22 protein-coding genes, 1 tRNA gene and 2 pseudogenes are annotated in these 23,674 nt (G+C 38.6%); 13 read left to right on the top strand and 12 right to left on the bottom strand.

All coding sequences use genetic code 11. From position 1 onward, the window contains the following. Nucleotides 1-57: 57 nt before the first annotated feature. From tilS to CS889_RS03860, 8 genes and pseudogenes are all read right to left on the bottom strand, one after another. Nucleotides 58-1,074, bottom strand: a complete 1,017-nt coding sequence (gene tilS, locus CS889_RS03815) for a tRNA lysidine(34) synthetase TilS (protein WP_089086889.1) — start codon at nucleotides 1,072-1,074, stop codon at nucleotides 58-60. Nucleotides 1,075-1,109: 35 nt separating this feature from the next. After that, nucleotides 1,110-2,177 carry an HP0729 family protein gene (locus tag CS889_RS03820; protein ID WP_089086890.1) on the bottom strand — a complete coding sequence of 356 codons (1,068 nt, stop codon included), beginning with the start codon at nucleotides 2,175-2,177 and terminating at the stop codon, nucleotides 1,110-1,112. A gap of 8 nt (nucleotides 2,178-2,185) precedes the next feature. Next, nucleotides 2,186-2,437 (bottom strand): hypothetical protein, encoded by a 252-nt coding sequence (locus CS889_RS03825; protein WP_231899395.1) that lies wholly within the window; start codon nucleotides 2,435-2,437, stop codon nucleotides 2,186-2,188. A 145-nt stretch (nucleotides 2,438-2,582) separates the two neighbouring features. Then, nucleotides 2,583-4,311: pseudogene (locus CS889_RS08460) on the bottom strand (LeoA/HP0731 family dynamin-like GTPase). Beyond that, nucleotides 4,301-6,135: pseudogene (locus CS889_RS08465) on the bottom strand (GTPase family protein). Before CS889_RS08465 ends, CS889_RS08460 begins: the two co-directional pseudogenes overlap by 11 nt. A 105-nt stretch (nucleotides 6,136-6,240) precedes the next feature. After that, complete coding sequence (rimO, locus tag CS889_RS03850; protein WP_089086892.1) at nucleotides 6,241-7,560, bottom strand: 30S ribosomal protein S12 methylthiotransferase RimO; 1,320 nt, start codon at nucleotides 7,558-7,560, stop codon at nucleotides 6,241-6,243. A gap of 1 nt (nucleotide 7,561) precedes the next feature. Then, a complete protein-coding gene (locus CS889_RS03855; protein ID WP_000559397.1) occupies nucleotides 7,562-8,023 on the bottom strand; it encodes a phosphoribosyltransferase in 462 nt (153 codons plus the stop codon). 8 nt (nucleotides 8,024-8,031) lie between these two features. Then, a complete protein-coding gene (locus CS889_RS03860) occupies nucleotides 8,032-9,141 on the bottom strand; it encodes a pyridoxal-phosphate-dependent aminotransferase family protein (RefSeq protein ID WP_089086893.1) in 1,110 nt (369 codons plus the stop codon). A gap of 146 nt (nucleotides 9,142-9,287) precedes the next feature. On the opposite strand from CS889_RS03860, the gene CS889_RS03865 reads away from it, so the two are divergent. The 6 genes from CS889_RS03865 (at nucleotide 9,288) to CS889_RS03890 (ending at nucleotide 14,594) form a co-directional block, all read left to right on the top strand. Further along, nucleotides 9,288-9,764, top strand: coding sequence for a phosphatidylglycerophosphatase A family protein (locus CS889_RS03865; protein WP_089086894.1), 477 nt, complete (start codon nucleotides 9,288-9,290; stop codon nucleotides 9,762-9,764). A 76-nt stretch (nucleotides 9,765-9,840) separates the two neighbouring features. Beyond that, complete coding sequence (locus tag CS889_RS03870; RefSeq protein ID WP_089086895.1) at nucleotides 9,841-10,884, top strand: D-alanine--D-alanine ligase; 1,044 nt, start codon at nucleotides 9,841-9,843, stop codon at nucleotides 10,882-10,884. Next, nucleotides 10,885-11,610 (top strand): lipase EstV, encoded by a 726-nt coding sequence (gene estV, locus CS889_RS03875; protein WP_001923317.1) that lies wholly within the window; start codon nucleotides 10,885-10,887, stop codon nucleotides 11,608-11,610. Beyond that, nucleotides 11,597-13,078, top strand: coding sequence for a Mur ligase family protein (locus tag CS889_RS03880; RefSeq protein ID WP_089086896.1), 1,482 nt, complete (start codon nucleotides 11,597-11,599; stop codon nucleotides 13,076-13,078). The genes estV and CS889_RS03880 overlap by 14 nt, the downstream gene beginning before the upstream one ends. Nucleotides 13,079-13,087: 9 nt before the next feature. Then, complete coding sequence (locus tag CS889_RS03885) at nucleotides 13,088-13,573, top strand: HIT family protein (protein ID WP_077648059.1); 486 nt, start codon at nucleotides 13,088-13,090, stop codon at nucleotides 13,571-13,573. Between the two features lie 64 nt (nucleotides 13,574-13,637). Continuing rightward, a complete protein-coding gene (locus CS889_RS03890; protein WP_089086897.1) occupies nucleotides 13,638-14,594 on the top strand; it encodes a ribose-phosphate pyrophosphokinase in 957 nt (318 codons plus the stop codon). A gap of 25 nt (nucleotides 14,595-14,619) precedes the next feature. Here the strand turns inward: CS889_RS03890 and CS889_RS03895 are convergent. The 4 genes from CS889_RS03895 to CS889_RS03910 all read right to left on the bottom strand — a co-directional run bounded on the left by CS889_RS03895 (nucleotide 14,620) and on the right by CS889_RS03910 (nucleotide 17,014). Beyond that, nucleotides 14,620-14,696: transfer RNA gene (locus CS889_RS03895), tRNA-Ile, on the bottom strand. Further along, nucleotides 14,658-15,803 (bottom strand): FtsW/RodA/SpoVE family cell cycle protein, encoded by a 1,146-nt coding sequence (locus tag CS889_RS03900; protein ID WP_089087384.1) that lies wholly within the window; start codon nucleotides 15,801-15,803, stop codon nucleotides 14,658-14,660. Before CS889_RS03900 ends, CS889_RS03895 begins: the two co-directional genes overlap by 39 nt. A 22-nt stretch (nucleotides 15,804-15,825) precedes the next feature. Continuing rightward, on the bottom strand, nucleotides 15,826-16,647 hold the full coding sequence (locus tag CS889_RS03905) for a YcjF family protein (protein WP_089086898.1): 822 nt from the start codon (nucleotides 16,645-16,647) through the stop codon (nucleotides 15,826-15,828). After that, a complete protein-coding gene (locus CS889_RS03910) occupies nucleotides 16,574-17,014 on the bottom strand; it encodes a GTPase (protein WP_089086899.1) in 441 nt (146 codons plus the stop codon). Before CS889_RS03910 ends, CS889_RS03905 begins: the two co-directional genes overlap by 74 nt. Nucleotides 17,015-17,147: 133 nt before the next feature. Between CS889_RS03910 and CS889_RS03915 the strand changes: the two genes are divergently transcribed. The 7 genes from CS889_RS03915 (at nucleotide 17,148) to CS889_RS03945 (ending at nucleotide 23,658) form a co-directional block, all read left to right on the top strand. Next, complete coding sequence (locus CS889_RS03915; RefSeq protein ID WP_089086900.1) at nucleotides 17,148-18,131, top strand: RluA family pseudouridine synthase; 984 nt, start codon at nucleotides 17,148-17,150, stop codon at nucleotides 18,129-18,131. After that, a complete protein-coding gene (locus CS889_RS03920) occupies nucleotides 18,094-19,341 on the top strand; it encodes a fibronectin type III domain-containing protein (protein WP_172825150.1) in 1,248 nt (415 codons plus the stop codon). Before CS889_RS03915 ends, CS889_RS03920 begins: the two co-directional genes overlap by 38 nt. A gap of 10 nt (nucleotides 19,342-19,351) precedes the next feature. Next, the gene (trmB, locus tag CS889_RS03925) at nucleotides 19,352-20,530 is read left to right on the top strand and encodes a tRNA (guanosine(46)-N7)-methyltransferase TrmB (RefSeq protein WP_089086902.1); all 1,179 of its coding nucleotides are present in this window, start codon (nucleotides 19,352-19,354) and stop codon (nucleotides 20,528-20,530) included. Beyond that, the gene (locus CS889_RS03930; protein ID WP_000111088.1) at nucleotides 20,530-21,201 is read left to right on the top strand and encodes an ABC transporter ATP-binding protein; all 672 of its coding nucleotides are present in this window, start codon (nucleotides 20,530-20,532) and stop codon (nucleotides 21,199-21,201) included. Before trmB ends, CS889_RS03930 begins: the two co-directional genes overlap by 1 nt. After that, a complete protein-coding gene (locus CS889_RS03935) occupies nucleotides 21,188-21,994 on the top strand; it encodes an FtsX-like permease family protein (RefSeq protein ID WP_001094134.1) in 807 nt (268 codons plus the stop codon). Before CS889_RS03930 ends, CS889_RS03935 begins: the two co-directional genes overlap by 14 nt. Beyond that, nucleotides 21,987-23,189, top strand: coding sequence for a murein hydrolase activator EnvC family protein (locus CS889_RS03940; protein WP_089086903.1), 1,203 nt, complete (start codon nucleotides 21,987-21,989; stop codon nucleotides 23,187-23,189). The genes CS889_RS03935 and CS889_RS03940 overlap by 8 nt, the downstream gene beginning before the upstream one ends. Nucleotides 23,190-23,286: 97 nt before the next feature. Further along, nucleotides 23,287-23,658, top strand: coding sequence for a FlaG family protein (locus CS889_RS03945; protein WP_089086904.1), 372 nt, complete (start codon nucleotides 23,287-23,289; stop codon nucleotides 23,656-23,658). The last annotated feature ends 16 nt before the right edge of the window (nucleotides 23,659-23,674 follow it).

The raw sequence follows: 23,674 nt of genomic DNA on the forward strand, positions 1-23,674 counted from the left end.
TTGACACAATCAAGGTTAAAAAGTGCTTTAAAATTAGCGCTTGATTAAAATTAACTTTTACAGATCCATTAAACTCTGTTTAAAACGGGTTAAAAAATCATGCGTTGGTTGTTTTAAAAACTCTGCGTATAAAACAGGCCGTAAGCGTTTGGGGATATTCAACCTCCTGGCTCTGTCTTTAAAATCCTTTGGCATGCTTAGAGTTTTTTGGGGTTTAAGAGCGATAAACACATGCTCTTTGTCGCTTTCAATAATGAATTTTTGAGCGATTTCTAAGCTAAAAAAATGGCGTTTGATTTCTTCTTTTTGAGAAAAGCTCAACACATACCCCTTTTGCTTTAAGATTTTATCCACCATAAACAGCGCGTTTTGCGAACGCTTAAAAAAAGTGATCCCATGCATTTGTGAAACGGGCATCAAAGGATAAAGCCGCTCTTTTTCTTTATCCAAAAATTTAAAACTTTGGATAATGCCCTTAGAATAATGTTGCATCAAGGAGTTAGCGTAATTTTTCCTGAAAAAATTGCGTTTGAATTTTAAAGAAGAATTAGAATCGTCTTCAAAAAATTCCCGATCTTTAGCGAGCGTTTTAAGGGTGTCTTTAGGGGTGTAGAGCAAGGGGCGAACGATCGCATAAGATTCTCTTTTTTCATAGGCTTGAAAGCTTAAAAGCGTGTTTAATCCAGCGCCTTTACTTAATTGCATCAAAAACCATTCCAGCCTGTCATTCAAATGGTGCGCTAAAATCAAATGCTTGTAAGAATGCTCTTTGATTAGGGTTTCAAAAAAATCATAACGGATCTTTCTCGCTTGCATTTCAAAATTGCGCGCGATTTTTGGGGCGTAATGGATGTAGCATTTTTTATGGTGTGTTTTTGCGAGTTTTTGAGCGTGTTGGATGATTTCAAGGCGTTGTTTTTGCGTGTTATAATCCACTAAAGCGATGTCAAAGGCGATGTTTTCTCCAACTAAAAGAAAAAACAAGCAAGTGGAATCCAACCCACCCGAAAAACCCAATAAATTTTTCCCCTCCCTTAAAGACTCTAAATAATTTTTAAAATCTCGCGCTATCAAATCGGTGCTAAACGCATGCTGAATGGGTTGCGCTTTTATGAAGTTTCCTTGTGGGTTAAAACGCCTTTGAGTAAGCTCGCGCCTTCTATGCTTAAAATTTCATTCCTGAGTTTTTCCACTTCATTCAAACCTGGAGTTTTTGCATGAACGGCTTCGTTGCGGATGTTTTGAATGAGGCTTAGGCTTCTTGAAAAAGGATAATTGATGAATCTTTTTAAGTTTTCTTCTAAATGGTCTTGGATTTTTTCGTGTCTGAGTAAAAAATTAATGCTCCCAAGATTAGGCTTTTTAGTGAAAAAATCTTTAAGCGTAAAAGATTTTCCTTGGACTTTATAAGCTAAATCATAAAGGCTGGGATCTTTTTTGCAAGCCTTTAAAAGAACTTGTTTAGCAAAAGTATAAATTTCGTATTCTAAGGTTTTGGTGTATTTGACGATGATGCTGGTAAAATCATTCAAAAGATCGTTTTCGCTTTGTAAAAGCTCTAATTCGGCATGAATGATGTTGTTGATGCTGTCAGGGTGTAAGAGGTAAAAAAGCCTTTTGCCAAAAACAAAACGCATGAAATTTTCTTGCATGGTTAAATATTCTTTGCTTTTATACACGCTCAGATAATGCTTTTCATCGCCTAAAAAATAAGAACGCTCTTCTTTCAACCTCACCGGCAAAGGATAGACATAATTATTCCCATAAATGGCGTAAGTGTGGTTGTTGGGCGCGATGAAATTGGCTAAAAATTGATCCCTTAAAAGGCTGAAGTCTTCCCTGACTAATTCCCTTAAATCGCTGATAATAAAAAAGTTTTCCACTTCCAATTTTTTTTCTTTATAATAGCTAGGGATCAAACTCTCATCAATATCCTTAGAAACCTTTATCACCTTAGCGGCAAATAAATTAGCGTAATCGGTCAAAAAAAGCTGCAAAAAATTTTCTTCATTGGTGGCTTTGTAAATCTCTTCTAAGGAGTCTTGCTTTTCTTGATCGTTGAGCTTTGATCGGATTTTACCAAAACCCACTTGGGATTTTTCCTGCAAAACGCTTAAATGCTGTTGGATGACATCTTGTTGGTAGTAAGGATTGTAGAGGATTAAAAGGTGGTTCATGCCTTGCCTTATTTCAAAATCTCTGTGAGATTTTGCTTGATCTCATCAGGATTTTGCTCGTATTCTTGGATGAGTTCTTTTAAAATTTCAAACAATTCGTCAAAATCTTGCGGGTATTCTTTCTTAAAACCCACGATCAAATCCAAAGTCTTGCCCGCCTTGTTTGATGGATCGTTTTCGCCCTCAAGAGCGTTTTTTATATCCAAAACCATATTGGCAATGCGAGCGCTCTGCACGGGGCTTGAAATGCGTTTGAACAAAAAACCCTTAAGCGCGTTTAAAAGCTTAAGAGATGAGCAAATTTTAGAAAACATCGCCTTTCCTTTAAAAAATTTAAAACACCGCTTACTAGCCAAAAACTAGCAAGCGTTCTAGCGTTGGCGCATTCGGTATTTTAACACAAATTCAGTTCATTCCTCTTTCAGGCTCAACTTCTATAAAATCTTCGCCCTTGATAAAATCTTCGCCGGTTTGAATCCATTTTTCCAATCCTTGAGCGCACTCTTGCGTTTTTTTAACGCTTTCTTCGCATTCTTGAATGCATTTTTCTAGTTCAAACACGCTCGGAAAACATGTTTGTTTGAATCTGGTTTCATCATTGATGAGATCCAAGATTTCTTGTTTTTGTCTGTCAAAATTAGATTTCATTTCTTCTTTAGCTTTCTCAAATTCTTGTTGTTTTCGGTATTTGTTATAAGAATCCCATGCTTCAAAAGCAAGACCGATAAGCGGTAAACCTTTGTTTATGCTGCCTGCCAAGTTTACAGCGCCCCAAGGTTTGAATTTCAAAGCCAAATCTATGCCCACAAATTTTCCCACAGCCACTATCCCATCTCTAGCCAGTTTGATGTTAGTCGCATTGATAAACTTGCTTTGTTCTAAAAGTTTGATTCCAATCCTTCCAAATGTTCCGGCATGTTTTTCAAAAGAACTCATATCAGCGTTAAAAGTCGTTCCGATTTTAGCAATTTCATTTGAAATCCCTTGCGTTTGTCTTTCAAATTCATTTTGGACTTTTGTTTCTATATTGATACCTTTATCGCCTATTTCTCTTTTAATAAAATCATTAAAGGTTTCTAGGCTGGTGCCAGAAACTTGAATGATGAGATCGCTAAAATACCTTATTATAAATTCTCTTAAATGAATGCGGGCTTGAGAAATTTCTTTATTTAAATCTTGAATTTCTTTTCGCCTTTTTTCAAGCGTTTTATTCAAATATTCCATTTCTCTATTAATATCTTGCAACGCTTGTTTTGCGGGCGGCATTTGCCTATAGACCACATCTTGAATGACGCTTTTTTTTGGCTTCTTCTATGATGGTTAATTTCCCGCCATTTTCTTTAATCTTTTTTTGCGTCGCGTCTTGCAAAGCTTTGATGTGTGAGAGTTTTTGGAACTCTTCTTTATGCTTTAGCCAGTGTTCCACCCCCAAATCAAAAGGGTTTGCCGCAACAGCGACAATAATCAAACTTTCTTTTTCTTCTTCGCTTAAAGAAATCAGCTCATTCAGTCGGTTTTGAATGTTTTCTTTTTTGATCTTAAATCTTTTGTTGTAATCTTCTTCATCTTCAATATCCGCTTCTTCATCAAAACGGCTGATGACAAATATCTTCCTGGATAAAAGATTGAGCGTCCTGAACAACCAGTTCAAATCGTCCTTATGGCTTTCTTTGATGGGGTTTGACGGGTTGAGCGCGTATAAAATGAGGTGGGCTTCGCTGATATATTTTTTCGTAATATCTTTATAGCGTTCTATTTTGCCGCTATCGTGTTCTTTCACTTTAAACCCGAATAGTCCCGGTGTGTCAACCAGCTCAATTTCATCATCTATGTTTATGTTATAGATTTTAACTTCATCGCTGGATTCTTGATGGTCTATCTTCATGCTCTTATCCAACCGATCGATCCAAGCTGCCGCTATGGATGTTTTCCCGCAAGAAAAACCTCCCACTAAAGCCACTTTAAGTTTTTGACCAGAAACATCTTTAATCGCATTATGGATCTTGTCTTTGAGAGACTCTTCAACCTTGATGCCGTATTCTTCCCCAGTATGGATAAAATCAAGTAATTTTTTAAGAATTTCTTGATTCCTCTTTTGATTTCTTTTAAATTGTTCTAGCGTCTCATTCTTCATTGCATGCTCCTTGTTTTGATATTGTTAGATGGATACTATTAGAGATGTATCCTAATTTTTCATGGGATTCTTTCAATTGTCCTTTCATGCGTTCGTAATAATCAACAAGTTTGTTAAAACCGGCGTTGAGTTCTTCAATCATTCCCAATGCACCATTTTTATAACTTTCAATGCGGCTTTTCACATCCTGCACAATTTTTTCGCAAATTTGATGTAAATTCTTATCCACTTCTTTTCTTTGTTGGGATTTTTTATAGTCTGAATCAAAAAAACCCCATATTGATTTACCTACCCCCACTAATGCTAAACCCACTCCTGCAATTAACGCAAACTCACCTACTACAGGCGTCAATAGAAGCAACACCAAACCTCCTATTGAACTAAACAAGCCTATTGTATCAATGCCGTTATCAATATTAAAATCAAAATTAAAATCAAAATTACCGCTATCAATACTGATGCACTCCAACATTTTTAAAGAATCTTTAATTCTTTCTTCAAGTTGTTCAATATTTTTTCCTACACTTCCACGGAATTGTTCCTCGCATTCTTTGAACCGCCGTTCTATGTTTTCAACCAATTTTGTCTCTCTTTGTTTGAGTTCATTGCCAAAAATTTCTTTACATTCCTCATCTTCAATACCTTTTTCAATACGCTCTTCCATTATTTCGCCAATATCAAATTTGAATTGATCGATTTCGTCGAGCGCTGAATTTTTTAAATCTGATATAAATTTTTCTGTAGAACGATCCAAATTAAAGCGGGCTTCTTGTTGGTGTTTTTGTGTTTCTTTGATCCCTGGATCGATCCATTTTTCAATCGTGGTTTTTATCGTATTTTGTAATTCTTCTACCACTTTTAAGGCTTTATTGCAGTTTGATTGAATGATTTTGGCGCGCGAGTTTTCAAGAAGATTTTCGGCTATAAATTTTGCTAATAGTTTGAAATGGGATTGATACAATAATTCTCCTGCTTTAACCCTAAGATCAAAGCCTGTGAAAGGCCATAAAAAGCCGCTTGGGCGCTCACTGCTTTATAGCCCATGTAGTGTTTGCCTAAAATGTTTTTCATCTCTTTATTTAAACTTTTTAAGCTTTCTTTTTCGCTTTCATTGATAAGCTTATCTTTTAAGGCTCTTGGGTTATTAATCGGTTTGTTGAAAATCGCCCATACCTCTGTTTGCGAATCAAGCTATCTTTGGATTTTTTCAATCGTTCCCCTTTTCCCTTCTTCTCCTTTTTGCGGAGGATTAGGCGTTTTGGTAACATAAAAAATAGCATGGGCTTTTTGCGTTGCGTTAGAAATCTGATCGATCACTTTTTTTTCGCTGCCTTCTATCCCTGGCACATCCAACAAAATAAAATTTTGATGGTTGTATTGGAAAGGATAAGATCGTGTTTTTAAAGTGAAATCGCTCCCCCCATCGCCTATAATCGCTCCATCTTGCAATGAATGGAGTTCGTTTAAAATAGCCTGTTTGTTGCGTTCATCATTTTGATAGTTGTTTTGGTAATTGGAATAAAGCCGCTTGAATCGTTCTTGCTAATCCACTTTGCTTTGTTCTTTAAAAAACATCCTCAAACATTCAATGAGGGTTGATTTCCCCGCACCGGTTTCCCCATAAAAGGCAATGGTAAAATTTTCCCATTCTTCATTATTTTTTAAACTTTCAAGCTCTTTCAAACTTTTAAATTCTAATTTTTGAAACAACTCCAACGCTTCTTGGTTGAATCGCTTCAGTTTTTCATCTTTGTCATCAGCGTTTTTGAAGATATTTTGAAGATTTTCAATGCTGGCTTTCACATCAAGATAAATGTTTTTCATTTTTGCCCTCATGCCGAATTTTTCTGACGCATTTTAACAAAAAAAAACGCAAACCCCCACGCTCCAGCCACGCTATAACCGCGCTTTCAGCCTTATGACTAACTTTTAAAAAGGGCTTAAAACCTTAGCGAGTAAAATATTGTCTTTAAAGGCACTAGGCACAATCGTGTAATGCCCGGGTTGTAAAGGGGTGGTTAAGGCGCTGTCATTGATTAAAATTTCCCCATCCACTTCAGGCGCCCATCTCAAATCCCTTGCTTTGTAAAAATACTCGCCCTCTTTATGTTCCACTAACGCCTTAATGGGCTTATTCAACAAAGCCTTAAAAGAATGGTTTTGGTGTTTTAAAGCGATTTTATTCAAGGCTTTAATGCGGGCGTTAATGATTTTTTTAGGCACTTTCTCTAAAGAATAGGCATGCGTGTTTTCTTCCGCGCTGAAAGCAAAAATATTCAATCGATCAAATTGGAACTCGTCTAAAAACGCACTCAATTCTTCAAATTCGCCCTCATTTTCTTCTGGATGCCCTACAATAATCGTGCTTCTTATAAAGCTTTCTTTAACCTGCTTCATGGCGTTTAAAAGCTTTAAATGGTGCGCTTGGCTGGAGTTGCGCCGCATTTTTTTAAGCATGGAGTCGCTGATATGCTGGATGGGCATGTCAAAATAATTTTGAAAAATAGGCGAGTCTTCAATCGCACCAATCAGCTCTAAAGTGGTGCTAGAGGGGTAGAGGTATAAAATACGCGCGCTCTTTAAGGCTTGTTGTTTGTTAATCGCACTAATCAGCTGGATCAAGCCGTCTTTTTGCCCCTTATCGTATAAAAATGAGCTAGAATCTTGAGCGATAAAAGTCATATCTTTATAGCCTTTAAGGGCTAGATCTTCTACTTCTTTCAAAATGGAGTCTAATTCCCTGCTTTGTAATTTCCCCTTAAAGCTAGGGATAGCGCAAAAAGAGCATTTTTGGTTACAGCCCTCAGAAATTTTAACGTAAGCATGCACGCTCGATCCCGTGATGATGCGCGCGTTATAATGCTCGCTTAAAAACACCTGCTCGCTGAACTGGTTTTGTTTTTTAGCGATCAAAATATCAATTTTGTCATAATCCCCCACGCCGGTAAAAATATCCACTTCAGGGATCAACTCTTTGATTTCATCTTTATAGCGTTCGCTCAAGCACCCGCTCGCAATCAAAATCGCTCCTTCTTTTTTGTCTTTGGCGGCGTTGAGAATGGTTTGAATGCTCTCTTGTTTAGCGCTTTCAATAAACCCGCAAGTGTTGATCAAAATCACATCGGCTTTTTTAGCGTCATTAGTGAGCGTGTAGTTATAAAGCTTGCCTAGCATCACCTCTGAATCCACTAAATTTTTAGAGCAACCTAATGAGATCAAGCAGAGTTGTTTGTTTTCTTTAACTTGCATGTCAGTGGCTTTTCAAGTTTTTCAAATCCACTTCCCAAAAGAAATCAATCCATTCAGGAGCGTCTTTTAAAAACGCATCGGCTTTGTATTTCGCACTTGTTTTTTGGAACAAACTCGCGCTATAAAACTTTTTATCAGGGTGTTTGTCTTGTAGCACTTTAAGCACCGCCTCTAAAGAATTACCGCTATCTACGATTTCATCTACCACCAAAATGGTTTTTAAATGATCTTTAATCGTGGGGGTATTTTCAATTTTTAGGGCGTTTTGTTGCTTGGTGGTGTCATAAGAAATCGCATTGATGCCATAAACTTCCCTTAAATCCCAATGCAAACTCAAAAAATGCGTCAAAGTCATGCCCCCTCGCATCACGCACACAAGGGCTTCTGGGATACCACAAATTCGCTCCACTTGTTTAGCTAACTCCAAGCTGTCTTTTAAAAAGGCTTCATAAGAATAATGCATTGTGATCCTTAAATTTCGTAATATTGCTTCAAAAAGGTTGTATTCGCCGCGCCGTCAAATTCCCTTAACTTCAAATCGTTTAGGGCTAACTCTAGGGCGTTTAAAGCGTAAGCGCTTTTATAAACAGGAATGATCCCCATGTGGTTGATGCGAATGAGCGTGTCTTTATAAGGCTCTTGACCGCCCGCAAATTGCACCTGGTATTTTTCTTTCAAAAGGTTTTTTAATTCTTTGGCATGCTCGCTAACAATCGTTGTCATGCTCAAGCTCGGGCTTTTAGGGAAAATCTTTAAACCGAGCGCTAAAACGGCTTTTTGACTGGCTAAAGCGACTCGTTTAGTCTCTTGATAGAGCGCTTCAAAACCCCCTAAATTCTGCACCAATTCAAAATAGCGTTGCAACCCTAAAGTGTGCAAAATAGGAGCGGTGTAGCTTGTGGTGTTGTTCTTTTGGTTTTTCAATTCGCTCTTTAAATTGAAATAAAACCCCACATTGCGTTCTTCTATGCGATCAATCGCCTTCTGGCTCAATGCGATTAAGCTCATCGCAGGGGGTAGCATGAACGCTTTTTGACTCCCTCCAATGAGCGCATCAACATGCGTTATTTCTAAAGGCTCAACCCCTAAAGCGGTGATCGCATCTACAATCACAAAAACATTTGGGTTAGTTTCTTTAATGGCTTGAGCGATTTTTTCTACAGGGTGTCGTAACCCCCCACTAGACTCGCATGCCTGAATGCAAAACGCATCAATATTAGGGTTGGCTTTAAGCATGTTTAATATTCCATCCACTTGAGCCGGTGTGTCCCATTCATAGACTAATTCATGGGCTTTGATGGAATGGGCTTTAGCGATCTTGCCAAACCTTTCGCCAAACTTGCCCGCATTAACAAAAAGCAACTCTTTTTGACACAAGGAAATCACGCTCGCTTCCATAGCCCCTGTCCCGCTGCTGCTTAAAAGCAAAACTTCTTCTAAACCGGTCATTTTTTTCAAATTTTCTCGCACGCTTTGGAAAATCTTTTCAAAATCTTTGGTGCGGTGGTGGGGCATTGGCTGAGAAAAGCTTGAACGCATCTCTTCATTAATGGCTACAGGGCCTGGAGTGAAAAGCAACATTAAAATTAACCTTTAATTTTTGAGAGAATTTAAAAGTTATCATACTAAAACGCGCTTAAAATTAAGCCTTATTGTTTAAGAAAATCGCTTTTTAATGCAAATAAAATGCTAAAATGCCATGGTTTAAAAAGAATTTAAGGCAATGATTGGATAAATTTGGTTGGCGTGCGTGTTTTTTAACCCTTTTTTTTAGCGGGTATTCTAAAAAAGCTCCTGGAACGATAGGGAGTTTGGTGGCGTTGTTATTAGGCTTGCCCGTTTTAATTTTTTCGGCTAACACTTTGTTTTTAGGGGCGATTTTTGTTGGGTTTATCGCTATCGCTCAAATAGATAAGGAAGAAGAAGAGACTAAGAGGCATGACAGCTCTTACATTGTGATAGACGAATTAGTGGGCATGTGGCTTGCGATGGCGATTAGCGGGCTATCGTTAGCGGGTGTGATCTTGAGTTTTATCTTTTTTAGGATCTATGATATTACTAAACCCTCACTCATTGGCACAATAGACAAAGAAGTTAAAGGGGGCTTGGGGGTTGTGGCTGATGACGCTTTAGCGGGCGTTTTAGCGGGATTGAGTGCATTATTAGTCATCAGTGTTTTGGGATTTTTTAACATTAAGTTTTAATTGTGAGAAAATTCAAAAGCCTTTTTTTAGGTAAAATAGATAGACTTGATTGCAATCGTTTTTAGGGAGTTTGATCGTGGAGTTTTGCGTTTTATTTGGTGGGGCGAGTTTTGAGCATGAAATCAGCATTGTGAGCGCGATCGCGCTTAAAGGGGTGTTAAAAGATAGGATTAAATACTTTATTTTTTTAGATGAAAACCATCATTTTTACTTGATTGAAGAATTAAACATGCATTCAAAATACTTCGCTCAAATCAAAGAAAAAAAATTACCCCCTCTAATCCTCACACACAATGGCTTGCTTAAAAACTCGTTTTTAGGTGCTAAGATAATAGAATTGCCTTTAGTGATCAATCTTGTGCATGGGGGCGATGGCGAAGACGGGAAATTAGCGAGCTTGTTAGAATTTTATCGTATCGCTTTCATAGGCCCCAGGATTGAAGCGAGCGTGCTGAGTTACAACAAATATTTAACCAAACTTTACGCTAAAGATTTAGGAATAAAGGCTTTAGATTATGTTCTTTTGAATGAAAAAAACCGCGCTAACGCTTTGGATTTGATTGGGTTTAATTTCCCTTTCATTGTCAAGCCTAATAGCGCCGGGAGTTCTTTAGGGGTGAATGTTGTGAAAGAAGAAAAAGAATTGATTTACGCTTTAGACAGCGCATTTGAATATTCTAAAGAAGTTTTAATAGAGCCTTTCATTCAGGGCGTGAAAGAATACAATTTGGCCGGCTGTAAAATCAAAACGGATTTTTGTTTTTCCTATGTGGAAGAGCCTAACAAACAGGAATTTTTAGATTTCAAACAAAAATATTTGGATTTTTCACGCGCCAAAGCCCCTAAAGCGAACCTTTCTAACGCCCTAGAAGAACAATTAAAAGAAAATTTTAAAAAACTCTATAACGATTTGTTTGATGGCGCGATCATCCGTTGCGATTTTTTTGTCATAGAAAATGAAGTGTATCTTAATGAGATCAACCCCATTCCTGGCAGTTTAGCGAATTATTTGTTTGATGATTTTAAAACAACGCTAGAACATTTAGCGCAATCGTTACCCAAAACCCCTAAAATCCAAGTTAAAAACTCTTATTTGTTGCAAATCCAAAAGAATAAATGAATGGCTAAACGCAGTATCGCTTATTTGGATAGCGTTTTTGACATTTCCTACACTTTTATAGACCACCATAGCCCTTTAAACGCCTTGTTTTTGCATGGCTGGGGGAGTTCTAAAGAAATCATGCAACAAGCGTTTCAAAGCTGTTTTTTAAATTATAACCATTTGTATGTGGATTTACCCGGTTTCAATCAAAGCCCTAACGATGAAAAAGTCTTAGAGACTAAAGATTATGCTAATATCATTAATTTATTCTTAAAAAGCGTGGGTAAAAAAGCGCATGTCGTTTTTGGGCATAGCTTTGGAGGGAAAGTGGCGATCTTGTGTGAAAACGAACGGATGGTTTTATTGAGCAGCGCGGGGATCTTAGAGCCAAAACCCTTAAAAGTGCGTTGTAAAATCCTTTTAGCTAAAATCTTTAAAAAATTAGGCTTGAATTTAGGGTTTTTGAGGAGTAAGGACGCTATGGGGCTTAATCAAGTGATGTATGAAACCTTTAAAAAAGTAATTAGCGAAGACTTTAGCGAGCATTTCAAACGATGCGAGAAGGAAGTTTTATTATTTTGGGGTAAAGATGATAAAGCAACCCCCTTAAGCTCCGCTCAAACAATGCGAACCTTATTGAAAAAGAGCGAATTATTCGTTTTAGAAGGGGATCATTTCTTTTTTTTAAACCAAGCAAAAGAGATTGAAAAAATAGTGGAGAATCATTATCATGCAAAGTCTTAGTTGGCTGAATTTAGCGTTTCGTTGGCTCTTTATAACGGGGCTTGGCTATTATATAATGACTTTATTGCAATGGTATCATTACAGCGTGTTTAGGATCTTAACCAAGCACCACAAGATGCGTTGGCATGGGATTTATTTTTTATTGCCTTTAGGGGTGTTTATCCTATCGTATGCTTTCAAAATGCCGTTTGTTTTTGATTTCTTTTGCGGCGTTATTCAAATGCCCATGCTCATTATCTGGGCCAAACGCAACGACAAGCCTCTAGTTTTCACGCCAAGGGTGAAGCGCTTTTTTATTTTCTTATTACTCTTTTTAATCTTGCATGAAATCTTAAACACAGAATTAGCCCCTTTGAATGGGATTTCGCTCGTGCTGGGCTATTTGTGCTTGTTCATACTCGTTTTGAGCGCTTCTTTAATCTTTGAAAAAGTCTTATCCAAGCAGTATTTGCAAACCGCTAAAGATAAAATCGCCTCTTTAAAAAATTTAAAAGTCATCGCCATTACCGGAAGTTTTGGGAAAACCAGCACTAAAAATTTCTTGCATCAAATCTTACAAACCCAATTCAACGCGCATGCAAGCCCCAAAAGCGTCAACACCCTTTTAGGCATTGCGAACGATATTAACCAGAATTTAGACGATAGGAGTGAAATCTATATCGCTGAAGCCGGGGCAAGGAATAAGGGCGATATTAAAGAAATCACCCATCTCATTGAACCGCACCTTGCCGTGGTCGCAGAAGTGGGCGAACAGCATTTAGAATATTTTAAAACTTTAGAAAATATTTGCGAGACTAAAGCGGAATTATTGGATTCCAAACGCTTAGAAAAAGCCTTTTGCTATTCTGTGGAAAAAATCAAGCCCTACGCCCCTAAAGATAGCCCTTTAACAGACGTTTCTAGCCTGGTTAGAAACATCCAATCCACTTTAAAAGGCACTTCTTTTGAAACGCTGATAGATAGCGTTTGGGAAAGCTTTGAAACAAAGGTTTTAGGCAAATTTAACGCTTACAATATCGCTTCAGCCATTTTAATCGCTAAGCATTTAGGCTTAGAGACAGAAAGGATCAAACGGCTTGTTTTTGAGCTTAAGCCTATTAACCATCGTTTGCAACTGTTGGAAGTGAATCAAAAAATCATTATAGACGATAGCTTTAATGGGAATTTAAAGGGCATGTTAGAGGGCATTCGTTTAGCGAGCTTGCATCAAGGGCGTAAGGTTATTGTAACACCGGGATTAGTGGAAAGCAATACAGAAAGTAATGAGGCTTTAGCGCAAAAAATAGACGAGGTTTTTGATGTCGCTATCATCACAGGGGAGTTGAATTCCAAAACGATTGCTTCCCAATTGAAAACCCCCCAAAAAATCTTACTCAAGGATAAGGCGCAATTGGAAAATATCTTACAAGCCACCACGATTCAAGGCGATTTGATTTTATTCGCTAATGACGCCCCTAATTACATTTAGGAAATGAACATGCAACATTTATACGCCCCTTGGCGCGAAAGTTATTTGAAAGAGAAAAATAAGAGTTGTGTCTTTTGTGAAATTTCTCAAAACCCTACAAAAGATTCAGAAAACAGAGTGCTTTATAGGAATAGCGATCTCTTTGTGGTGATGAACGCCTACCCTTATAACCCAGGGCATTTGTTGATCGTCCCTCATGCGCATCAAGCGAGCGTTGAACTTTTAGATCTGAATACTTGGCTGAACATGAATGCTTTAGCGCCTAAAATCTTAAAAGCGTTGTATGCTTATGGCGCTCAAGGGATCAATTTAGGTTTGAATTTACACAGAAACGCCGGAGCAGGGATCCCTGAGCATTTACACATGCATTTAGTGCCTAGATTCTTAGGGGATAGCAATTTTATGAGCGTTATCGCTCAAACCAGGGTGTGCGGGATGGATCTTAATGAAACCTATCTTGCGTTAAAAAACTTATTAGAAAAGGAGCTTCATTGAAAACAAACGCCTTTAGTTCTTGTGTGTTACAATTGATTTTAATTCATTTTAGGGAGTGTCAGCGATGAAGGCTCGTGGGTTTAAGACAAAGATGCGTGGTTTTAAGATTTTTTCAGGGAGCGCTCACCCTGCATTTGGCAAAGAAGTGTCAAAGCATTTAGGCGTTCCCTTATCCAAAGCGGTGATCGGGAAATTCAGCGATGGCGAAATCAATATCCAAATCAGCGAATCGGTGCGCGGTAAGGATATTTTTATTATCCAGCCCACTTGCGTGCCTGTCAATGACAATTTAATGGAATTGTTAGTCATGGTAGATGCTTTAAGGCGCAGTTCAGCCAATTCTATCACAGCGGTGTTGCCGTATTTTGGCTATGCCAGACAGGACAGAAAAGCGGCTCCACGAGTGCCTATCACGGCCAAAATGGTCGCTAATTTGATGCAAGAAGTGGGGATTGAAAGGATCATCACGATGGATTTGCATGCCGGGCAAATCCAAGGCTTTTTTGATGTGCCGGTGGATAATTTATACGGATCTATCGTTTTTAGAGATTATATCCGCTCTAAAGCGCTCAAAAACCCTATAATCGCCAGCCCTGATGTGGGTGGGGTTACAAGAGCTAGGTATTTCGCCAATCAAATGGGGTTGGATTTGATTATCGTGGATAAGCGCCGTGAAAAAGCTAATGAAAGCGAAGTGATGAATATTATCGGCTCAGCCAAGGAGCGCGATGTGATTTTAGTGGATGACATGATTGATACCGCAGGCACGATCTGTAAAGCCGCTTTGGCTTTAAAAGAGCAAGGGGCAACTTCTGTCATGGCGTTAGGCACGCATGCGGTTTTGAGCGGGAATGCGATCAAGCGCATTAAAGAAAGCGCGTTAGATGAAGTGGTGGTAACTAACTCTATCCCTTTAGTTCAAAAATGCGATAAAATCACCACCTTAAGCGTAGCGTCCTTATTTGCGGAAGTGATCAGAAGGATTTATCATAACGAAAGCGTCCAATCGCTTTTCTCTTAAAAAGGGGATAAAAGAAAGGTGGGAGTGGTGGATTCTGTAGGACTTGAACCTACGACCAATCGGTTATGAGCCGAGCGCTCTGACCAGCTGAGCTAAGAATCCAAAATTCCCAAAGGATGGTTTGCTATTGTATCCAAAAATATAGCGAAAAGCAAGCAGGTTTTCTAGGATTGCAAACAGGATCATAAAAGTGATAAAACTGCTCCCCCCATAGCTGAATAAGGGTAAGGGAATCCCCACCACAGGGGCTAACCCTAAAGTCATGGCGATATTCACGCTGGAATAAACAAAGATTAAAATAGAAATCCCAAGGGCTACAATCTTTAAAAACCAATCGCTGTTGCTCTCAAACAGATAAAAAAACAAATGCAAACTCAAGCCTATATAAATCGCAAAAAGCAATATAGCCCCTAGAAACCCGAAACGCTCCACGAAGTAGGCGAAAATAAAATCGCTCGTTGCGATAGGCAAGAATTTGAATTTGGTTTGGGTGGAGGCTTCTTTGGATTTGCCTAAAAAACCGCCCGATCCTATGGCGATAACGGATTGCATGACATGGTAATTAGGCTTTTCAGAAAGGAAGTCTGCGATGCGCTTTTTTTGGTAATCATGCAAAAAATGATAAGCGATAGGCGAAGCCACTAAAAGAGCGGCAAAAAGAGGGAGCCACACCCTAGTCCTTAAGCCCACGATCAACAAAATCCCAAAACCCATGATGAGTACAATAAGGGCTGTGCCTAAATCAGGCTGTTTCAAAATCAAAGCCGCCGGTAAGCAAATGTAAAAACTAAGCTTTAAAAACATGCCCCAATCATAGCCCTTAAAGGGGGGTGGGTTGATTTTGATCAAATGCGCCAATAATAAAAGAATGGCGATTTTCACGGGTTCGCTGGGCTGTAAGGTGATAGAAGTGAAAGGAATGACTAGCCATCGCTGCGCTCCAAGCTTGCTCGATCCCATAAAATCCACTAACGCTAATAAAATAACGCACGCCCAATAAAGCGCAAAGAGCCACCGATCGAGTTTCCTGAAAGGGATAAAAAACACTACCCAAAAGAGAAGAAACCCTATGGCATAATAAACCCCTTGCTTCAAGCTCAAAACCGCGCTGCTCTCAAAAATCAACAAAAAAGAAACCACCAACAAGGGGATGATAAACACAAAAGGCAAAAGATCAAAATGCATCCAAATACTTTTGTCTAATGCCATGCGTTTTTCATAACCCCTAATCTTATGGTTTTAATTTTTTGATTGTATCCAAGTTGAGATAATTCTCCTTAAAGAGAGAAGTGATCATGCCAACTTCACCAGGCAAATTGACTTCACCCGTCTCATCATTAAAGCACTTTTCTAGCACTTTCAAATACGCAAACCCAATGCCTTCTGTGATAACGGCAGCGGTTGCACCCCCTGCAACACTCCCCACAACAGGAATGAATTTAAGGAAACCATTAACGAGCGTCCTCCCCACCTGCGCGACAGCGGTTACGCCTAACAATCCTGCGACCAAACTCGCGCCCACAGATTTACCCAAACTCACTTCAAAAGCGTCATTCATTTCATGGATCATCCTTTTTTGAACACCTGCAATCAAGGGCATATCGCTAAAGGATATGGGACTAGCCTCAGCCGTTCCTGCAAGGCCTGATGCAACATGGATAATGGTTTTACATTCCTCTATCATGGCCTGTTTTCTTTTTTGGATATTAGCTTTTTGAATACTCAAGAAATGCCTTTTCTTATTTTTTTCAGCGTCTGAAAGGTATTTTTTTGTTTCAGCTACCAATTCTTCTAAGCCTTCAACAGGGACTTTCAACCCCCTAAATGAAAAGGCAACGGAATTGACCCTCACATAAGCTCTGACAAAACCTTTAAACCCCCATTCTTCGTTTATGATCCCTTTAGTTTCTTGGACAAACGCCTCGCCGGCTTCGGCTTGAGTGTGTGTGAAAACGACAATCGTTGGGATATTCCAATTTTTAGCGAAGCTTAATAACTCTCTCTCTCTCTTGAACCCTACCAGAAGTCTCTTTAACGCACAAATACGCCACATCAATGGCTTCTTTTTCGCTAAGCGTTTTAAAAGAATCTTCCATTTCTTTTTTAATGCTTTGCATGGTGTCGTGGTAATCTGTAGCTTCAATGCCTTGAGTGTCCCACAAAATCAAGCCCTTCTGTTCATCAATGTATTTTTCAAGATGCTGAGTGATGGGCTTTCCTACGCCTGCTTTAGCGATTTCTTTACCAAATAGAGCGTTAATGAGCGAGCTTTTACCACTCCCAGTATACCCCATAAGCAAAATATTCATTTTGCTCTCTTTAATGCCTTTGAGATTTTTGAAGTGTTCACGAAGTTTATCCGTATTTAATTCGCCCGTTTCTTTATTGAACGCACCGCCTAAAGAGTTATCGTGTTCCATATAAAACCCCTTTTAAAATGATTTGAGCCACAAAATGTTGGCACACCGATTATAGCGTATTCAAATAATGAAATAGGATTTTTTTAAGGTTTTGAGTAGAATAATGGTTTTTAAAAATGCAAAAAGAGTTTGAATGCAAAAAGTTTTCATTGCCCCTACCCATTACAAACGCATTGATGAATTTCTAGCCAAAGAATTGCGAATTTCTAAAAACCAAGTGTTGAATTTGATTAAAGAGGGGCTAGTGTTTTGTCAAAAAAAGGAGGTCAAAAAAGGGGGGTTAGCCTTAAAAGAGGGCGATGAAATCACGCTTTTAACGCCCAAAATCGCGTCCAAACCCTTAAAAAAAGAGCTTGATTTAGAAATAGAGGTCATTTTTGAAGATGAAGACTTGTTAGTGTTGAATAAGCCCCCTAATCTAGTCGTCCATAAAGCCCCAAGCGTGAAAGAGCCTACTTTAGTGGATTGGTTAAAATCTCAAAATTACGAGCTTTCCAATCTTGGCTCAAAAGAGCGCTATGGGATTGTGCATCGTTTGGATAAGGACACGAGCGGAGGGATTGTCATCGCTAAAAACAATTTTACCCATGTTTGTTTGAGCGAGCAACTCAAAACTAAAACAATGGGGCGCTATTATATCGCCTTGCTTTCAACGCCCTTAAAAGAAGAAAAAATGAGCGTGGAATGTTATTTGACAAGAAACCCCAATAACCGCTTAAAAATGATAGCGCTCAAAGTGGCTAAAAAAGAAAAAAGCCGTTATTCTAAAAGCGAATTTACTAGCTTGCTGACTTCTCAAAATGGCATGGATTTGATAGGGGCTAAACTATTCACCGGGCGCACGCACCAGATCAGAGCGCATTTAGAATATTTAAACAGACACATCATAGGCGATAACCTTTACGGGCTTAATGGGGCGCTTCCTAAAGAAGAAATAAGGATCATGCTGCATGCCTATTTGATAGAGTTCAAACACCCTAGAAGCGAGCAAAAACTGCGCTTTAAAGTTCCCCTATTAAAGGATATGTTAGAATATCTTAAAAAAGTTTTTGACAAGGAGAATTTAGATGAGGTCTTGGATGAAGAAAAAATACTTCACGCTTTTATTGCAAAGTAGTGTGGTATTAGCGGTTTTTATAGGGTGTTCTTCTACCAGGAATCATACTTTTTCAGCCCTTAGTAATCAAGAAAATACAGACGATAAGCTCCCAGTGGTCCATTCCATTAAAACGATTAACGATGTGAGTTCAGTAGGCTTTGAATGGCCTAAAATCGCTGACACTTATGACATTGACGGGTTTATTTTGTATCGTTTGAAAAAAGACTCCAAGCTTAAAAGAATCGCCACCATTAAAAACCCTTATGCGACCCACTATTATGATGAGGGGTTAGAAACAGAGAGTTCCTACACTTACCAACTCGCCACTTACAAGGGCGATAAAATTTCCAAACTTTCAGAACCCATTTTAGTAAAAACCTCCTTTATCAATCCTGTAGAAAGCGTGTTTGCAAGCCTTGAATACCCTAAAAGCGTGAAAGTCTTTTGGAGCCCGCACCCAAATCCCAGCGTTTCTAAATACATCATTCAAAGGCAAAATAAAGACGGCAAATTTTTAAATGTAGGGGCTGTAAAAAACCGCTTATTCGTGGAGTTTTTTGATAAAGATTTAGAAGATGGGCAAAAATACCGCTACCAAATCATCGCCGAAAATTTCATGGGGGATAAATCCAGGCCTAGCGTCATAGTGGAGGGGAAAACCAAAGACTTGCCCAAAGAAATCGCTAATGTTAGAGTGAGCCAAAACCTCACGCGACAAATTGAATTGAGTTGGGATAAATCCCCAGAAGAAGATGTGGTGGCTTATCGCATTTACGCTTCCAATAACCGCAACGACAAATACAAATTCATCGCTCAAACCACCAACACTTCCTATGTGGATAAGATAGAAAAAGACAACCTCACGCGCTACTATAAAGTCGTCGCCCTTGATAAAACGCATCTTGAAGGGGCGTTACCCAAAGAGCCTGCCATGGGTGAGACCTCTGATAGGCCTGAAGCCCCTATCATCACTAAAGGGACTATTCAAGACTCTTCGGCCTTGATCCAATGGGAAAATAACCCAAGCCCTAAAATAGCCACTTATGCGGTGTATCGTTTTGAAGCCAATTCTAAAACCCCTTTGCGTTTTGGGAATATCACACAAAACCAGTTCGTGGATAAGGACATGAGAGTGGGCGTGGCTTACCGCTATCAGGTGGTGAGCGTGGATAAAGATGGTTTAGAGTCGCACCCAAGCAAAGAAGTGCGTTTGTTTTTAGAACGCTAAAAGGGTTTTAATGCCCCATTTTTTAGCCAAGCTAGACTCCAAGCCTTTAGAATACCCCTTAATAAGGGGGGATTTTTGTTTTCATAAGGAATTTTTAAGCTTAAAACACCCCACTAAAAGCTGTGTGTATGCGAGTTTTAAGAATGATGTTTTTTTATTGCAAAAAATCCGGCGAGCGGGTGATTTTTTGATCAAAAGCGAAAAAGCCACGCCCTTAAAACGAGAAATTTTAAAACAAGCTTTGAGGATTTATTCGCAATCTTTTGAAGTCATTTCGCATAATTTGCAAGAAAATTCTAAACATGCGAGCCAAAAAAAAGCCCTTGATTTAGAGACTTTTGAAGATTTTATCCAAAATAATCAAGCCCCTATTTTAATAGAAATTGGTTTTGGGAGCGCAAGGCATTTGATAGAATTGGCCAAAAACAACCCCACTAAAACATGCTTAGGGATAGAGATTCACACCCCATCTATCGCGCAAGCGTTAAAACAAATTGAATTATTGGATTTAAAAAATCTGCATGTCTTGCAAGGCGATGGCCGTTTGGTTTTAGAAAGCATGCCAAATCACAGGTGCGAGAAAATTTTTGTGCATTTCCCTGTGCCATGGAATGAGAAAAAACACCGCCGGGTGCTAAGCGAAAAGTTTTTAAACGAAGCTTTAAGAGTTTTAAAGCCTAGAGGGTTTTTGGAATTACGAACCGATGATAGCCTTTATTTTGAAGACAGCCTAAAATTAGCCCTAAAAAACTTTCAATGCGAGATAGAAATCAAAAAAAACGCTCAAATCCCGGTGGTCAGCAAGTATGAAGCGCGTTGGAATAAACTCAAAAAAGATATTTATGATTTAAAAATTTATTCTTTAGGATTGGATGAAAACCCTACTCAAAACCATGCATTGGATTTTTCTTTTGATACAATAACGATTAATAAAGAAAGCGTTGGAGCGATTTTAAAAACCCCAAAAATCATCAAGGAAGGGTATTTTGCGCATGTTTGTAATATTTATGAGAATAAGGGGGATTTTTTAGTGGAATTGAGTATGGGGGATTTTGATTGGCCTGTGCGTTTGTTTGTTTTATTGGCAGAAAATCAAGTTTTTTACCTCAATAAAAGCCCCTTAAAAACCTTAAACAACCACAAAGCGCACCTCTTGCTTCAAAATATCCTAAGCCAAAAGGGAGTTTGATGAGCGTGATCATCGCAGCGAATAATCTATGCTTGCAATACCAGCAAAACGAACCGGTCATTAAACATGCTAATTTACGCATCAAACGAAAAGACTTCGTGTTCATTTCAGGGCCTAGCGGGAGCGGTAAAAGCACGCTTTTGCGTTCGTTTTATGGGGATTTGAAGGTTTTTAGCGGTAAATTAGAAGTTTGCAATATCAACATGAATAACGCTTCAAAAGCGACGATTTTAGATTTGCGTAAAAATATTGGCGTGGTTTTCCAAGATTATAAATTGATCCAAGATTACACGATTGAACAAAACATCAAACTACCGATGATCATTTGCGGAATCAAAAAAGAAGAATGCCACTTGCAGCTAGAAAAACTTTTAGGGCATATTGATTTACGCCATAAGGCCAACCGCTACCCTAAAGAGCTCAGTGGGGGCGAACAACAGCGAGTGGCTATGGCTAGGGCTATGGCGAACTGCCCTGAACTCATTTTAGCCGATGAACCTACTGGGAATTTAGACGATTATTCTAGCGATAAAATCTGGAGCCTGTTAAGGGGCATGAACACGCAATTAAACGCTACGATCGTGGTGGTTACACACAAATTCCCTAAAAATTTTAGTGCTTATCACCGAAAATTTTACATAGAAGAGGGGGAAGTTTATGAATACTCTTAAAAAGCATTTAGCCTTTATCATTCCCCTAGTAGCGTTATTGTTTAGCTTGGAGTGTGTGTTATTTATCAATCAAGCGATCGCGCAAAAAGAAAAAAAATTGATTGAAGATTATTCAATCGTGTTAGCCAGCACGCAAAAATTAGGCTTGGAATTGTTGCGTCAAAATTTTAACGAAATCATAGCGTTAAAAGAAATTGATCCTAATTATTCTTTAGAACCTCTTCAAAAAACTTTAGGCGCAGACGGGCTTAAGGAATTAAAAAAAAATTTACCCTTTTTTTATTCTTTACAACTTTCCACATTCCCCACTCAAGAGCGTTTAGAAAACATTAAAGAAAAATTGCTCAAAATCCCTGGCGTTCAAAAAGTTGAAGTCTTTGCCAAAACTTACATGCAAGTGTATGATCTCTTAAGCTTGATTAAAGCCACGATTTATATCTTTGCGTTAGTGGTCTTTGTTTTATCGGTTTTATTGATGTTCAAGCAAGTCCGCATCTGGATCTATCAATACCATGAGAGGTTAGAGATCATGGATTTACTAGGGGCTTCGGTGTCTTTTAAAAACGGGTTTTTGTATAAAATAGCTTTAATGGATTCTCTAATCGCTAGTTTTTTAGCCCCCATGTTCATGCTCTATATCACTTCGCAAAAAGGTTTTGAAAAAACGATGGATACTTTGGGTATTATAGGAGGCGCGTTTGTTTTAAACCATTTTTTATGGGGACTGCTTTTTAGCCTTGTGGTCTCATTTGTTTCTGTTTTACTTGTAGCTTGGAGGACTAGACATGTATAAATTAGGAATATTTTTATTAGCCACCTTACTATCAGCTAACACGCAAAAAGTGAGCGATATTGCTAAAGACATCCAACACAAAGAAACCCTCTTGAAAAAAACCCATGAAGAAAAAAACCAACTGAACAGCCGTTTGAGTTCTTTAGGCGAAGCGATCCGCTCTAAAGAGCTTCAAAAGGTTGAGATTGAACGCCAAATGGTCGCCTTAAAAAAGAGTCTTGAAAAAAATCGTAACGAAAGTTTGGCTCAAGAAAAAGTCCTAACCAACTACCGCAAGTCTTTAGATCATTTGCAAAAACAGCGATCGTTTTTACAAAAGAGGGTATTTGATACGCTTTTAGAGGATTTTCTTTTCTCACAAGCCCTAAAGGGGCAGAATTTAGCCTCTTCTAATGATGTGATTTTACAAGTGGCGTTTGAAAACTTGCACCAAAGCACTCTGTCTAAAATGTCGCAATTGAGCCAAGAAGAAAAAGATCTCAATACGCAAGCCTTAAAAGTCAAAAGCAGCATTCAAAAAATCTCATCTATTATAGATGAGCAAAAAACTCGTGAAGTAACCTTAAAATCCTTGCAAACCGAACAAAATAAGCTCATTTTGAGCATGCAAAAAGACTATGCGATCTATAACCAACGATTAACCCTTTTAGAGAAAGAGCGCCAAAATTTAAACGCTCTTTTAAAACGCTTGAATATCATCAAACAAAATAGAGAAAATGAAGAGAGGGTCAGTTTGAAAAAATCTTCTCAAGCCTTAGAAGTCAAACAAGTGGCTAGCTCTTATCAAAATATCAACACCACGAGCTATAACGGGCCAAAAACGATCGCTCCCTTGAACGATTATGAAGTGGTGCAAAAATTTGGCCCCTATATTGACCCGGTTTATAATTTAAAAATTTTTAGCGAGTCTATCACGCTAGTGTCAAAAACCCCAAACGCTTTGGTGCGTAACGTTTTAGACGGGAAAATCGTGTTCGCTAAAGAAATCAACATGCTTAAAAAAGTCGTTATCATTGAGCATAAAAACGGCATCCGCACGATTTATTCTCAACTGGATAAAATCGCCCCCACCATTAAAAGCGGCATGCGGATCCAAAAAGGCTATGTTTTAGGGCGCATTGAGCAACGCTTGGGCTTTGAAGTTACCATGAGAGAAAAACACATCAACCCCTTAGAACTCATCGCACGCAATTAAGATTTAACAAATCGTCTTTTTGCCGATATTAGCTAAAGAATTTAACAAACAAAGAAATAGTTACATTTATTAGGTATGGAAAAATTTGGAGGTTTTTATGGTCAATGAAGTTCAAGGGATTGGGATTCCCGCATCTCATGCAAGCGTTCAAACAACCCCTACAAAAGAGATCAGTCGTGCAAACGCTATAAACACTATAGAAAGCACTATAGATGAATCTAAGACAACGATAGACCCTGATCAATACAAACCCAAGCTAGAATTATTGAGCGAGCGTCTGAATGAAGAAATGAAACGCATTGGCACGGATATTAATTTCAGTTATAACGATACGATCAAAGGGTTAGTGGTTTCAGTCAAAGACGCTAATGGGGATAAGGTGATAAGAGAAATACCCTCTAAAGAAGCCGTGGAGCTTATGCAAAGAATGCGCGATGTGATAGGCATTATCTTTGATAAAAGAGGCTAAAAATTAGAGGTAAAGC

This window comes from Helicobacter pylori, from assembly GCF_900120335.1.
GTDB classification, from domain to species: domain Bacteria; phylum Campylobacterota; class Campylobacteria; order Campylobacterales; family Helicobacteraceae; genus Helicobacter; species Helicobacter pylori_BU.